The following is a 12,633-nucleotide window of genomic DNA, read 5'->3' on the forward strand; positions in this document are numbered from 1 at the left end:
TCTGCAATTTTTGATTGCTTCTTGGTAAGAAAAGACGATATAATAGTGTAGGTGACTCCATAAGGAGCCATTAATTTATGTTGGGCGCGTAGCTCAGTGGATAGAGCCACGGATTTCTAATCCGTTGGTCGCAGGTTCGAACCCTGCCGCGCTCGTTTTAACTTAATACGAACCTTAAAGAAGCCTTTTCATGGTAATTTACCAAATAGGCTTGAGAGTTCATATAAATGCACCACACAAAAGATAAGGGTGATCTAGCAGCTGCTAAAGTGATAGCAGATTTAGTCGAGAAAGAATATTCGGTTTTTGTACCAGTAGTAACTGAACATGCACCCTTTGATTTGATTGCCTACAAAAATGGCAAATGTTATAGAATTCAAGCTAAATACAGTTGTGATGGCACACTGAAAAATAAAAGCAATTGGGCAGACAAGAATGGTTGTCATGAAAAAAAATATAAATCTGATGACTTTGATTTCTATGGTCTTTATTTGCCAGATATAAACAAAGTAGTATATCCATCAATCACGTTTGGCGGTTGCGGTATTAGGACAACGCCACCTAAATCACCCAATCCTTTTTATTGGTGGGAAGATTTTACAGATTTAACTGAAGTAGCACTTAAGCGAACCTACAAGGAGTTTGGGGTTGACTTAACAACTAGAAAGGTTAACCCAGATTCTAGAATTCATACTAGAAAAGTAGAAAGACCATCAAAAGAAGAACTAGAAAAACTAGTTTGGGAAAAGCCAACAGCGCAAATTGGGAGAGATTTTGGCGTGTCTGACAAGGCTGTAGAAAAGTGGTGTAAAGTCTATGGGATAGAAAAGCCACCTAGAGGGTATTGGGTGAAAAAGGTTTATGGAAAAGTGGAGTCTTGAAAAGAAACCCAAATCCCAAATAGAGTACAGAAGTCTCACTACTTTTACCACAAAATCAAAATAAACTGGTTTGTATAGAGTTATCTAGTTCAAATTTTCCTCTTTTGGATACATAATCAATTAATTTAACCCAATCAATTTGATTGTTTTTCATAAAATTGAGTATAAAGTCTTGAGTCATTTCGTTAAGTTTTGCAAAATATGCAGATTTAAATTTTTCATCTCTCTCTTTTGCTTTTTCATCAATTGGCACAATTATTTCTTGATAAAGATTATCATCATTAGATATAAAATACCAAAAATCCTGACCAGCATATTTGTAGTAAATTTTATCAATATCTATATTAGTTTTTAAATGTACAGTTTCTCTTCCATACATACAGCCATTTACCGCAATAATTTCACTGGTAATACCATTCTGTCTTAAATTTTGTTTTGCAATTTTAAAATTATTTCTCATAGCGGTTATCTGGTCAGAATTAGCCCAGCTAGTTCCAGATTTAATTCCTACTATATAATAAATTCCGTCTCTTTCAAATTCTAAGTCTACACTTTTAAAATTAGATTTGAAACCATTATGTAAACTTTGAGATATATAGATAGCAAATCCTTCTAGTAAATTGCCAAACATTGTTTCTTCTTGTGAAGAGAGGAAGGCATCGACAATACTTTTTACCAAATCTCCAGCTAATTCAATATTTTTAGCTTTAAATAAATAAGGGTTTTTCCGCTTTAGAACATCTTTTAAACGTAATTTGTTTAGGCTATTAAGTCTATTGTTATAGAAGGGAGTAACAACTTCCTCTGAAAGATAGTCATAATAATTATGATAAAGAGAATTATTCATAATAATTTCAGTTGGGTAGCACTCTTATTGACAGCATTTACCTCCGCTATGGCTAACTCATAGTAATCTGGTTTTATTTCTATACCAATATATTCTCTGTTTAACTCTGTTGCAACTACACACGTAGTACCAGATCCCACAAACGGATCAAGCACTAAATCCCCCTCTTTAGTAAATAATTTTATGAACCATGAAGGAAGTTCTTTAGGAAAAGCAGCACTGTGACTTTTGTTGTTACATTCTGTTGCAAGATGCAAAACATTTGTGGGATATACCAAATCACGACCTACCCAATTTGCAACTTTCTTACCAAAAGGACTACCAACTTTTGAGTTATCCCGCCTTTTATCTGTTTCACTCAAGTTTTTCAGTCGTGACTTAGCCCAATCACCCATTGGAACCATTACTGCCTCTTGGTACATATTAAATTTTTTTTGCTTATTGAATTGTAAACATCTCTCCCAAGAATCACGAAAACGATTTGACCATTTACCAGGAAAACAATTTTTCTTATGCCACATAAATTCTTCTGTCCATAACCAACCTTGTTTTTTCATCTCCAATATGAGTTCTAAAACATACGTGTGGCGTTCGCTATTAACTACTCTTTCTTTGATGTTCAATATAAATGTTCCATCATCCTTCAAAACTCGCTTCAATTCTTGAGATATGGGTAAAAACCACTCCACATATTTATCAGGATGAACCCCTCCATACGTATTTTTTCTACTATCAGCATAAGGAGGCGAGGTGACAATAAGATCAACAATATTAGACGGAATAGATTGTAGAATATCCAAACAGTCGCCAAGAATAATTTTATTACGCCACTCCTCTAAATTTGGAGCAGATTCATTTTGGTCTGAAATTGTAGATATTTCTGAGGAAATACTTAAACTCATTTTTGTAGTACATACAAAATCTTAGAAACTTATTAATAGCATGATTTTTAAACTCAATGCATGAAAATAAAGCAACAAAATTTTGTAAGCTATTAAAAATATTAGGAGCTTTTAAGCCGCTATTGAACAAAAAGTTTGATTTTCAATAATCAAAGCCCGTGACGAGGATTGAACTCGTGACCTCACCCTTACCAAGGGTGTGCTCTACCACTGAGCCACACGGGCGAAATTATAATTCCGATTTTTCAGCTAGAAGTTAAAATGCTGGGAGTTTTGATGTTTACCCAGACATTATAACTTATAACTTCGTAAGTGGTGGGCCGGGCTGGATTTGAACCAGCGTAGGCGCTAGCCAACGGATTTACAGTCCGTCTCCATTAACCACTCGGACACCGACCCGATTTGTCTCACGATTTAAAATCTTAGCACCACCTTTTATAATTAGCAAGTGGTTAGAAAAAATAACTTTGTGGGTAGAGATCGCAACAAAACTGCGTCTCTACCATCGGGATAAAAAATACTGGTTACACGCTCATCTCCAGCATTCGTTGCATTGGTCGCAGTGCAGCCAGACGAATATCCTCTGACATAGTAATTTCAGGAGTGCGATTTTTCATTGCCCAGTAGAGCTTTTCTAGGGTGTTTAACCGCATAAACGGACATTCGTTACAAGCACAGTTATTTATCGGCGGTGCAGGAATAAAATGCTTGTCAGGAGCTAATTTTTGCATTTGGTGAATGATTCCCGGCTCTGTCGCAACGATAAATTCCTTCGTAGGGCTGCTTTGACAATACTTGAGTAAAGCGGCTGTAGAGCCAATAAAGCTGGCGTGGCGCAATACACTACTTTCACATTCTGGATGTGCGATCGCCTCTGCTTCGGGATGGGCAATTTTTAACTGGACAATTTTCTTTTCCGAGAAGGTTTCATGGACAACACAGCTACCTTGCCATAGCACCAAATCTCGCCCAGTTTGTTCCATGACGTACCGCCCCAAATTGCGATCTGGGGCAAAAATAATCGGCTGTTCCTTCGGTATCTGTTCTACAATCTTCACAGCGTTGGAGCTAGTACAAATAATATCGCTCATCGCCTTGATATCAGCAGAGCAGTTGATGTAAGATACCACCAAATGATCTGGATGCGCTGCCTTAAAAGCTGCAAATTCGTCTGGTGGACAACTGTCTGCTAAAGAACAACCAGCATCCAAATCTGGTAAAATTACTAATTTATCGGGATTCAGTATCTTTGCTGTTTCTGCCATGAAGTGAACACCAGCAAAGACAATTACATCCGCATTGGTTTTTTCGGCGGCTCTTGCTAGTTGTAATGAATCCCCAATAAAGTCGGCAATATCCTGAATATCTGGCTCTTGATAATAATGCGCCAGGATAACGGCGTTGAGTTCTTTTTTGAGACTCTGAATCGCGGCAAATAATAAGAGTGGTAGTTCACCCAGTTGGGTTTTTTCTCGTTGAGCTAGTGCAGTAGTAAACACAGTTTAGGGGTGCTTTATGTTGCAAATGTATATGCTGTGGATTCAATTATAGTAGTTTTTACCAAAAATAGTGGACGGTTGATATTTTGGGGTTGTGTCCAAATCGGGCTGAGTTTCATATCCTGGAGATAGACGGCAAGGAAAGTGGCATGACCAGTCAGAAAACTCAATCGATAAACCTCAAAATTGCTGTAGTTGGAGATATTCACGACCAATGGGAAGTGGAAGATGGCGTTGCACTCAAGCATTTGGGTGTTGACTTAGTGCTGTTTGTCGGGGATTTTGGCAACGAGTCGGTGGAAGTGGTCAGAGCGATCGCTTCTCTCGATATTCCCAAAGCAGCCGTGATGGGCAACCACGATGCCTGGTACACCGCCACCGAATGGGGACGCAAAAAGGCTCCTTATGACCGCTCTAAGGAAGACTGGGTACAGGAACAACTCGATTTATTAGGTTCGTCCCATGTCGGTTACGGTAAGTTGGATTTTCCCGCTTGGAATTTAACTGTCGTGGGGGGTCGTCCCTTTACCTGGGGTGGCCCAGAGTGGAAATTCGCGGAAATCTGTAAAGAACGTTACGGTGTGACGAGTTTGGAAGAATCCGCCGATCGCATCTTCAAAGCTGTTAAAAGCGCCGCTTACGAGACAATTATATTTTTGGGTCACAATGGGCCTAGTGGGTTAGGCGATCGCCCCGAAGACCCCTGCGGCAAAGACTGGCATCCAATTGGCGGCGATTTTGGCGATCCAGATTTGGGCGAGGCGATTTCTCAAGCCTTGACTGCTGGTAAAACCATTCCTCTGGTGACATTTGGTCACATGCACCGAGATTTACGCCATACCAAGAAGGTGCAGCGCAAACCCATCTTTAGAAGTCCAGAGGGGACAATTTACTTAAATGCGGCTAGTGTCCCCAGGATTGTGGAAAATGATGGCGAGAAGTTGCGTAATTTTTCCATTGTCACCCTAGAGGCGGGTGTAGTTTCGCAAGTTTCCCTAGTTTGGGTGGGGAATGACTTTCAGGTGGCTAAGGGGGAAATTTTGTACGAGCGATCGCGGATTGTGTCGTAGACATTCGCATCCAGTAGTGCAATCTGCGTAGATAATAGGGTATAGTATTATCTGTCAAGTTTAGTGCTAACCAACAAAAGCGCCTGAATAGCGTCTGAAACTAGGATAAGCACAAGTTTGACAGATTTACTGGAGAGGTGGCAGAGTGGTCGATTGCGTCCGACTTGAAATCGGATGAGGCTAAAACCTCCGGGAGTTCGAATCTCCCCCTCTCCGTTTAGGAATGTTGTTATCAAATACTGCACCTTTTTTGCATCTACAATATATCCAAATAGATGCAAAAACAGTATTTGATTAACTACTGATGAAAAATCTAAATATTAAAGAAGAAGCCCGGAAATTGATTGACAAATTGCCAGATAATTCCACATGGGATGATTTGATGTACCAAATTTATGTTCGACAAACTGTTGAAGCTGGACTAGAGGATAGCAAAGCTAGTAATGTTATTTCTGTACAAGAAGTGCGGAAAAAATTTGAGCTACCAGAGTGAACGTTTACTGAACAGCAACGGCAGTAGAACATCTATCAGATATTTATGCTTATATTGCTCAAACTTCTCCACAATATGCAGCTAGGATAGTTGACCGGATTACTAAGCGTTCTGAGCAAATTGCTAATTTTCCTTTGTCAGGTCGAATTGTATCAGAATTTGAAACCGAGCAAATCCGAGAAGTTCTTGAAGGTTCATATAGAATTATTTATTACATTAAACCAGAGCAAGTTGATGTACTGGCTGTCATACATGGTTCGCAGCAAATTACATTGAGTTCTGCGGATGCGGATGAGTAATGTTGGGTTTCACTTTACTTGATGCAAGTTCCAATCTAACTAAAATAGCCGTGTTTGCCACCAAGGAGTATTTTTAACTTCCTTTTCTAAATTTTGGATTTCTTGTTGAAGAGTTTGCACTTCACTCACCATCGATTGTTTAGAAAAAATAGCAGAGGCTTGCTTGAAATCTGCTATTGCCTCTTTCTTTTGTCCATTCTTTTTGCGAATACAACCCCGTTTTACATAGGCAAAAACGTAATCTGAATCTAATTTAATTACTTGATTATAATCCGCTATAGCGCCTTTAAAATCTTGTATTAGGCTACGAACACATCCTCTTTTAAAGTATGCTTCAGTATTTTGCGAGTTTTTATTGATGACTTGACTATAATCTGAAATAGCGTGATTATATTCTTTGATATGTGTGTAAGCATTTGCTCGATTCATTATAGTGATTAGATCATTTGGATTTATGTTAATCACTTGATTAAAGTCTTGAATTGCACCTTCATAGTCCTTGATCTCTAAACAAGCATTGCCACGATGCAAGTAAATATTGCATTCATTAGGTCTTAGTGCAAGTACTTGAGTATAGTCTTCTATTGCACCTTTGTAGTCTTTAAATCCCGAACGGATATAACCTCTGTTTAAGCAAGCATCAATATTTTGAGGATTAATATTGATAGCTTGGCAAAAGTCTGCTAATGCTCTTGTATAATCAGCGACTTGAATATATAGCATACCACGCCTGTAGTAAATATCGTCGTTGCTATGTTCAATTCTGATGCTCTGTGTGTAATCTAAGATTGCTCGTTTATAATTTTTTTGTCCAGATAGAATGTGTCCCCTATTACGGTAAGCCACAAGATGATCTGGATTAATTTTAATTGTCTGAGTATAATCTTCAATTGCTCTTTGATAATCTCGCCTGTCAGAATAGATGCAACCTCTTAAAAAATAAGCTTCAGCATATTTAGGATTCATTGCGATAACTTTAGAAAAATCCTCAATAGCTTCCATGTACTGTTTATTTTCAAGTCTTTCAACACCTCGCTTGAAAAAATCATCATCACTTTTAAATACATCAAGTAAACCGGAAATTCCTCCTGTTATTCCCTTAGATACATAGCCAGCAAGAGAACCTGCTTCATTAGCTACATTTTCGACTACAGAACCTATATTTTTTGCTGTCTTCTTGACTGAAGATTCACCTTTTGCACCAGCTAAAACTCCTGTGGCTATAGCTATAGGGATAGCAATTGGGCCAGTCAAACCCAAAGCACCTATTGTAAATAATGCTCCCACACCACCTGCAATAGCCCCTGCTTTATTTTTCCCCGTAAAGTCATTGAATACAGCTTCTTCCGCAACATCAAAAACAAAGTCTTCTATGCTCATTTGTCCTCTATTTTATGAAAGTAAATATTATTTAAAATTAGACTGTTACTATTGACAATACGCCTCTACTTTAGAAATAGTAGCTGCACTGGTTATTTTTTTACATTTGTAAAAACTCGGAATTCTATTAAAATAATTTTTTCAGTTTAACTAAGTAATAACTAGGTTAAAGATAGTAAAAAAAATAAAGTTTTATGCCAAAATTGCTGTACGCACTTACAAAACTTACAACCCCACTCCCCCTTTATGCTTGCATCATGCTAGCATAATGATAAATTCTACTTTGAGGTAAAGCGATGGCTACCCTTTATGTAAGAAATTTACCCGATGATTTGTATGCAAAACTGCAAGAGTTAGCGGCATCTGAACACCGTTCCATTAACGCCCAAGTTATAACTCTGTTAGAACAAGCTTTAAAAACTGAAACACAGCAAATAGAAGAAGAAAGACGAAAGAATGTCCCAAAACTTTTAGAGGAAATCCGTCTTCGCCGTGAAAAGCTACCAACTGATATCGAATGGCCTGATAGCACTGCCATGATTAGAGAAGATCGGGACAGATGACAATTCCTCTTACGTGCGTCGTGGATGCCAGTGTGTCCGTTAAGCAATTTATTCCCGATCCGCTAACAGCTAAGGTTAATCAACTGTTTGCTCACCTTGCCTATCCCCAGACAGAAATCTTTGTACCTGACCTGTTTTACATTGAGTGTGCAAACGTTTTGTGGAAGTATGCTCGTGCAGGTAGTTACGATGTTTCTCTGATTCAGGGGAATTTAGCTAGTCTCAAAGCTTTCCCTTTGCGTGTTGTCTCCACGGCTGATTTGATGGCGGATGCAGTTGCGATCGCATTAAATTATGGAATCTCTGCCTACGATGGCTCTTATGTAGCACTTTCACAGCAAATAGGTGCTAGTTTGCTGACTATCGACGGTAAGCTGGTAAAGGCAATAGCTGCTTCGTCTTACAATGTTTGCTCGTTTAATGACTTCGAGGTTCCGCCGTTGGAGTCAATGTAGAAGCGATCGCTTTTCCTCACTATAATATTCAACCCCAAAGTATTGGATGAGACTAAACATCTCGATACATCAGGGTTGGGGATGAGGTTCAGACTGTATTACAGCGAAGTAAGAATCGCTTGGAATGATTAAGTTGCGCGATCAATTTTTTGCACTTCTTCATCAGATAATTTTACATTGATAGCTTGTGCTGAGTCTTCAATGCTAGAAACCTTGCTAGCACCAGGAATTGGCAAAATAGCGGGTGACTTGGAACGCAACCACGCCAAGACGATATTATATACTGAGACGCCTTTTTCTTTAGCTAAGTTAGCGATCGCAGGGATATCTTGTAAGTCTTGATGGCGACGCCTACCACCAAAGGGACTCCAAGGCAAAAAGGTCAATCCTTGTTCTTCGCAATACTTCAACACGCCGTCATTTTCTGGCTGTCGTTGCCAAGGGCTGTATTGATTCTGCACCGAGATAATATCTACGATATCCCGCGCCCGTTTAATTTGTTCAACGGAAAAGTTAGAAACTCCTACAAATCGAATCAAACCAGCCTCCACTGCTTCTTTAACTGGTGCAAGGGATTCTTCGATTGTGTACTTAGAATCTGGTGAATGGTATTGCCAAACATCGATGGGTTTAGCACCACCCAACGCCTCAAAGCTAACTCGAATTGTTTCGCGTAAATGTTCTGGGTTGCCGTTGCTTGCCCAGTTTCCATCGGGACGCATCAACCTGCCCTTCGTTGCCACAATTACTTGGCTAACATCGCCTTTGTAACTAGTAAGTGCCTTGTGAATTAGCCGCTCGTTGTGGTGCTTATCTGACTCATCTTTGCAGTAGGAATCGGCAGTGTCAATAAATGTAATACCCAGATCCAAAGCCCGATGAATAACTTGGATTGATTCCGATTCGGGAGGGCGATTGGAGATTGACATGGGCATACCACCCAAAGCGATCGCACTCACAAATATACCAGTTTTTCCTAGCTGTTTGGTTTCCATACTTTTAGCTATAGCTTTCTGCCCCAATTATCTATCAGTTAGCCAAAGCTTTTTTCACGATTCATCATAAATCCTCCCTAGTACTTACAGCAGTTTTCATGTATTTGAACCACATCTGTCGTAGGGGCACAGCATGCTGCATACGTGTCAACTTAAGCTAAAACCCTTTTCAAATCTCGTTTCCAGCCAGAGGCTGGAAATGCTGCTCTTAGCGGCTCTGCCGCGAGTTCGGGAGGCGGAGCCTCAACGATGGGCATTCCCAGTCGGAGCAGGGGCAATACGGTTCAGTTAAGGCTAAAACTCTTTGTGAAAATCAATTTTTTTAACGAACCGCAGAGGCGCAGAGAACGCAGAGAGAAGGAAGAAATGCTTAACTGAACTGTATTGCGCTATAGTAGCGAATTCTATTCACCCAATAGTTTAAAACCTTATTGAGTTTTAGCCGCGAGTTCAGTATTCTGAAGTCGTTTTGCTCATAAACACAACCAACTCAACTACAAATACCCACTTTGTCGGTTTGTCTAATTAAGCTATGTTTGGTAAATAGAATAAGTAGCCAGCCTATATGAGTGGCTGTTATTCTACACTTGACAAAAAGCATTGTGAGTGCAAAACGTCTGCCAGAAACCATTGCCCATGTCAGAATTACTCGCCAATCCTGGCAACACGGCTTCCTTGAAGGTGAAGTGAATGCGGGTGAGTTTGAGTGGCATTTCCAGTGGCATTTTCGCCGGGGAGAACTTGCCGTCAAGCCTTCCCAAGGCCGCGCCTTAATCAAAGAACCCCTCGGTCGATTTTTGGAGCAACAAGATTATCAGCTAGAGCCTGGAGGAGATTATGCTTTTACTATTCGGGCGGAACTTTAAAAGTTAGGAGTTGGGAGTTAGGAGTTTGGAGTTTGGAGTTTGAAGTTGGAAGTTAAAAGTTAGGAATTTGGAGTTGTAAAAATATTAACTCCTCACTCATAACTCATAACTCCTAACTTTTAACTCCTGACTGCTGATTCAGTGAGGCGATTTAAGTATCTTTCGATTAAGAGGATGGCAACAATGTCATCTATCGGTCTTGGTGGCTGTCGTAGACCCTGTGGCAATAGCTTTATTAGCCCTTTGGGTGGGAACATTTGCCAATAGCGATCGCGTGCTTCTAAAGTTGTGTAGCGTTCATCCACTAAAATAATACTCAACGGTTCTGTCAATTCCTGATATAATTTCTGTCTCCACTCCTTGGCTGTAGTTTGGTCGCCCATCACCATCAAAGAGATCGGGAACTTTTGACGCAGTGTCTCAATGCTAGCGATCGCCTCTTTTGCTAAGACGACCTGATGATAATACAATTGCCGATCCAGTCCCATCACCGCTAAACCACACTTATCTCGACCTGGATCAAACCCCAATATGACTGGTTGCGTTGGTGAAAATTCCGGGAAAGTCATAATAAATTAAAAATTAAAAATTAAGAATTAGAAATCACGACTTACGCAAAATACCTCTCAAACTCTTATTCCTCCGTGTTCTCTGTGCCTCTGTGGTAGCCTGCGGCAAGCCGCTTTGCGTCTACGATTTTCCGTTACCTGTGCGTAAGTCTTAGAAATGAATAAATGCAATCACAGCAACTATTTTGACTGCTGTTCGATATGTTTAAATCTTACTAATAACAGTGTACAAATAATGTTTTAAGTACTAAAAATAATTTGTCCGTTGACTATTGCCACTAATTTTACTCTCAATGGCCCAGCTGTATAAGTATCCTCTGCTGCGATCGCTTTAATCTCCAAAGGTTGATTGTACTGTCTTAATTGGCTGACAAAGCGTAAGAAAGTCCCCTCTACTTGCACATCCTCGACAATTCCGGCATTACGGGCCCGAAATTGGGAAGCAGAAATCAGTATTTCCAGTCGCTGCTGTAACTGATAGGATGTCATGGTTTTGGAATCAGCAGTCGTTGTGGCCAGCACTGCGCCTCCCGAAAAAACCAATTGATTTCGGGCTGTATCGGCGAAAAATTCTATCTGCTTTTCTCCCCTGACGTAATTACCAGCCGAAAAAATTCGCACGACGTATTCTTGACCATCGCCAATCGGCTTGCTCAATTGGTCAACCCTATCCTGGGTTACGCGCAGTAGCTCTACATTGGCAGGATTTGCCCCAGGTTCACTTAATTCGAGGTTAGCGTTGCGATTAGCTTCTTGTAAAAGTTGTATCACTGCCTGACGAGCGGCAGCAGGTTGGTTAACACGAATTACAGCAGCAGATAGAACTTGACCGCGAACTAAAGCCAGCTTACCCAGACGCAGGTCGCGGTAAGACTGATAATATTTTTCCAACCTGGCAACTTTTATCTCTAGTTGCTCCTGTTGTGCTTCCAATTCTTTGAGGCGCGATTCCCGTGTGGCAATTACTTGCTCTCGCGCTGCAACTTCTACATTACGCTTTTGAATCAATTGATCGAGTTGGGAGATTTTTTGATCGCGCACTTCTATGGCTTCTTGGCGATTAGCAAGTTCGCGATCGCGTTTTTCAATCGCTGTTTTGGCTTCGTCAATAGCTTTTTTAGCTTCAGCGTATAGTCGTTGACGTTCTGTCTTCAGTAGTTCAACTGCCGCTTGTAGCTCCTTTCTCTGATTGTAAACGCTTTGCAATTCAGCTATAGCTTTTTGGTACTGAGGTACAACCTGTTCTAGCTGACTTTGAGTGCGTTGGAGTTGAGTTTGAGTTTGAGCTTGTTGACTAATGGTGCGGTTCAACTGAGCTTGTGTTTGGCGTTGTTTGGCATTCGCCGCCTGCAAATATTGATTAATTACCTGCAAGTCTTGTTGTGCTTTTGCTTGGGCAATTCTTGCTTGATTTAGCTCGCTCTCTACCTGACTTTTCTGAGTTTCTGCGGTTTTTAGCTGTTCCCGCTTCTGTCTGAGGTCTGTTTGAATATCTTCTAATTCAAAGACTCCCTTTCGCAAGCCTTCGTCGGCAGCGAATAAAATTCCTAAAGTTGATGCGGAAATCAAACCGCCCGTAAAAATAGTTACCAGTACAGCAGTATTTTTCGGACGAAGGTTAAAAAGTGAGAGGCGGGCTTTGCCAACTCGTGTGCCGATGCGATCGCCCACGGTTGCAATTACGCCTCCCAGAATCAAAATTGCTGCGATGAGGATGTATCCGGTGGTCATCTTTAGCTACCGAAATCCTTCCAGATACAGCCTACTACTTTTAAGCATTGTCTGGAAAGAAGTGGAAATGGGCAATAGCTGAA

At 40.4% G+C, this 12,633-nt stretch carries 14 protein-coding genes and 4 tRNA genes; 9 read left to right on the forward strand and 9 right to left on the reverse strand.

Features of this window, described 5'->3' with window-relative positions:
- The first annotated feature begins 82 nt into the window (after positions 1-82).
- Positions 83-155, forward strand: a tRNA-Arg gene (locus tag D1367_RS14550).
- A 72-nt stretch (positions 156-227) separates the two neighbouring features.
- Complete coding sequence (locus D1367_RS14555; RefSeq protein WP_118167082.1) at positions 228-881, forward strand: group I intron-associated PD-(D/E)XK endonuclease; 654 nt, start codon at positions 228-230, stop codon at positions 879-881.
- A 55-nt stretch (positions 882-936) separates the two neighbouring features.
- Here the strand turns inward: D1367_RS14555 and D1367_RS32225 are convergent, their stop codons facing one another.
- From D1367_RS32225 to nadA, 5 genes are all read right to left on the reverse strand, one after another.
- Positions 937-1,728 (reverse strand): PmeII family type II restriction endonuclease, encoded by a 792-nt coding sequence (locus D1367_RS32225; RefSeq protein WP_118167083.1) that lies wholly within the window; start codon positions 1,726-1,728, stop codon positions 937-939.
- Positions 1,725-2,630, reverse strand: a complete 906-nt coding sequence (locus tag D1367_RS32230; RefSeq protein WP_118167084.1) for a DNA-methyltransferase — start codon at positions 2,628-2,630, stop codon at positions 1,725-1,727. The genes D1367_RS32225 and D1367_RS32230 overlap by 4 nt, the downstream gene beginning before the upstream one ends.
- Positions 2,631-2,783: 153 nt before the next feature.
- Positions 2,784-2,855, reverse strand: a tRNA-Thr gene (locus tag D1367_RS14570).
- Positions 2,856-2,943: 88 nt separating this feature from the next.
- Positions 2,944-3,029 (reverse strand) — tRNA-Tyr (locus tag D1367_RS14575).
- A 125-nt stretch (positions 3,030-3,154) separates the two neighbouring features.
- Entirely contained in the window at positions 3,155-4,129 is a 975-nt protein-coding gene (gene nadA / locus D1367_RS14580) for a quinolinate synthase NadA (RefSeq protein ID WP_118167085.1), read from the reverse strand.
- 149 nt (positions 4,130-4,278) lie between these two features.
- Here nadA and D1367_RS14585 point away from each other — a divergent pair, with 149 nt between their 5' ends.
- The 4 genes from D1367_RS14585 to D1367_RS14600 all read left to right on the forward strand — a co-directional run bounded on the left by D1367_RS14585 (position 4,279) and on the right by D1367_RS14600 (position 5,991).
- Positions 4,279-5,199 carry a TIGR04168 family protein gene (locus D1367_RS14585; RefSeq protein ID WP_114084788.1) on the forward strand — a complete coding sequence of 307 codons (921 nt, stop codon included), beginning with the start codon at positions 4,279-4,281 and terminating at the stop codon, positions 5,197-5,199.
- A gap of 131 nt (positions 5,200-5,330) precedes the next feature.
- Positions 5,331-5,415 (forward strand) — tRNA-Ser (locus D1367_RS14590).
- Positions 5,416-5,503: 88 nt separating this feature from the next.
- The gene (locus D1367_RS14595) at positions 5,504-5,692 is read left to right on the forward strand and encodes a hypothetical protein (protein ID WP_118167086.1); all 189 of its coding nucleotides are present in this window, start codon (positions 5,504-5,506) and stop codon (positions 5,690-5,692) included.
- A 53-nt stretch (positions 5,693-5,745) separates the two neighbouring features.
- Positions 5,746-5,991, forward strand: a complete 246-nt coding sequence (locus tag D1367_RS14600) for a type II toxin-antitoxin system RelE/ParE family toxin (RefSeq protein WP_244945020.1) — start codon at positions 5,746-5,748, stop codon at positions 5,989-5,991.
- 39 nt (positions 5,992-6,030) lie between these two features.
- Here the strand turns inward: D1367_RS14600 and D1367_RS14605 are convergent, their stop codons facing one another.
- Positions 6,031-7,371 carry a tetratricopeptide repeat protein gene (locus D1367_RS14605; protein WP_118167087.1) on the reverse strand — a complete coding sequence of 447 codons (1,341 nt, stop codon included), beginning with the start codon at positions 7,369-7,371 and terminating at the stop codon, positions 6,031-6,033.
- A 296-nt stretch (positions 7,372-7,667) separates the two neighbouring features.
- On the opposite strand from D1367_RS14605, the gene D1367_RS14610 reads away from it, so the two are divergent.
- Together D1367_RS14610 and D1367_RS14615 are read left to right on the forward strand one after the other, a co-directional pair.
- Entirely contained in the window at positions 7,668-7,934 is a 267-nt protein-coding gene (locus D1367_RS14610; RefSeq protein WP_118167088.1) for a FitA-like ribbon-helix-helix domain-containing protein, read from the forward strand.
- Entirely contained in the window at positions 7,931-8,389 is a 459-nt protein-coding gene (locus tag D1367_RS14615) for a type II toxin-antitoxin system VapC family toxin (protein WP_118167089.1), read from the forward strand. Before D1367_RS14610 ends, D1367_RS14615 begins: the two co-directional genes overlap by 4 nt.
- 128 nt (positions 8,390-8,517) lie before the next feature.
- On the opposite strand, the gene D1367_RS14620 is transcribed toward D1367_RS14615, so the two are convergent.
- Positions 8,518-9,384 (reverse strand): aldo/keto reductase, encoded by an 867-nt coding sequence (locus tag D1367_RS14620; RefSeq protein ID WP_118167090.1) that lies wholly within the window; start codon positions 9,382-9,384, stop codon positions 8,518-8,520.
- A gap of 602 nt (positions 9,385-9,986) precedes the next feature.
- On the opposite strand from D1367_RS14620, the gene D1367_RS14625 reads away from it, so the two are divergent.
- Positions 9,987-10,250 carry a DUF3146 family protein gene (locus tag D1367_RS14625; RefSeq protein WP_118171445.1) on the forward strand — a complete coding sequence of 88 codons (264 nt, stop codon included), beginning with the start codon at positions 9,987-9,989 and terminating at the stop codon, positions 10,248-10,250.
- A 119-nt stretch (positions 10,251-10,369) separates the two neighbouring features.
- Here the strand turns inward: D1367_RS14625 and D1367_RS14630 are convergent, their stop codons facing one another.
- Complete coding sequence (locus D1367_RS14630; RefSeq protein WP_118167091.1) at positions 10,370-10,819, reverse strand: pre-16S rRNA-processing nuclease YqgF; 450 nt, start codon at positions 10,817-10,819, stop codon at positions 10,370-10,372.
- 240 nt (positions 10,820-11,059) lie between these two features.
- Complete coding sequence (locus tag D1367_RS14635) at positions 11,060-12,550, reverse strand: DUF3084 domain-containing protein (RefSeq protein WP_118167092.1); 1,491 nt, start codon at positions 12,548-12,550, stop codon at positions 11,060-11,062.
- Positions 12,551-12,633: the final 83 nt, after the last annotated feature.

The sequence above is a fragment of the Nostoc sphaeroides genome (assembly GCF_003443655.1).
In the GTDB taxonomy this organism is placed as follows: domain Bacteria; phylum Cyanobacteriota; class Cyanobacteriia; order Cyanobacteriales; family Nostocaceae; genus Nostoc; species Nostoc sphaeroides.

What these genes read in the sequence shown, in the direction of transcription:
- D1367_RS14585 (WP_114084788.1), top strand. Translation starts at nt 4,279, where the DNA reads ATGACCAGTCAGAAAACTCAATCGATAAACCTCAAAATTGCTGTAGTT.
- D1367_RS32230 (WP_118167084.1), bottom strand. Translation starts at nt 2,630, where the DNA reads ATGAGTTTAAGTATTTCCTCAGAAATATCTACAATTTCAGACCAAAAT.
- D1367_RS14610 (WP_118167088.1), top strand. Translation starts at nt 7,668, where the DNA reads ATGGCTACCCTTTATGTAAGAAATTTACCCGATGATTTGTATGCAAAA.
- D1367_RS14615 (WP_118167089.1), top strand. Translation starts at nt 7,931, where the DNA reads ATGACAATTCCTCTTACGTGCGTCGTGGATGCCAGTGTGTCCGTTAAG.
- D1367_RS14555 (WP_118167082.1), top strand. Translation starts at nt 228, where the DNA reads ATGCACCACACAAAAGATAAGGGTGATCTAGCAGCTGCTAAAGTGATA.
- D1367_RS14630 (WP_118167091.1), bottom strand. Translation starts at nt 10,819, where the DNA reads ATGACTTTCCCGGAATTTTCACCAACGCAACCAGTCATATTGGGGTTT.
- D1367_RS14620 (WP_118167090.1), bottom strand. Translation starts at nt 9,384, where the DNA reads ATGGAAACCAAACAGCTAGGAAAAACTGGTATATTTGTGAGTGCGATC.
- D1367_RS14605 (WP_118167087.1), bottom strand. Translation starts at nt 7,371, where the DNA reads ATGAGCATAGAAGACTTTGTTTTTGATGTTGCGGAAGAAGCTGTATTC.
- D1367_RS14595 (WP_118167086.1), top strand. Translation starts at nt 5,504, where the DNA reads ATGAAAAATCTAAATATTAAAGAAGAAGCCCGGAAATTGATTGACAAA.
- D1367_RS14635 (WP_118167092.1), bottom strand. Translation starts at nt 12,550, where the DNA reads ATGACCACCGGATACATCCTCATCGCAGCAATTTTGATTCTGGGAGGC.
- D1367_RS32225 (WP_118167083.1), bottom strand. Translation starts at nt 1,728, where the DNA reads ATGAATAATTCTCTTTATCATAATTATTATGACTATCTTTCAGAGGAA.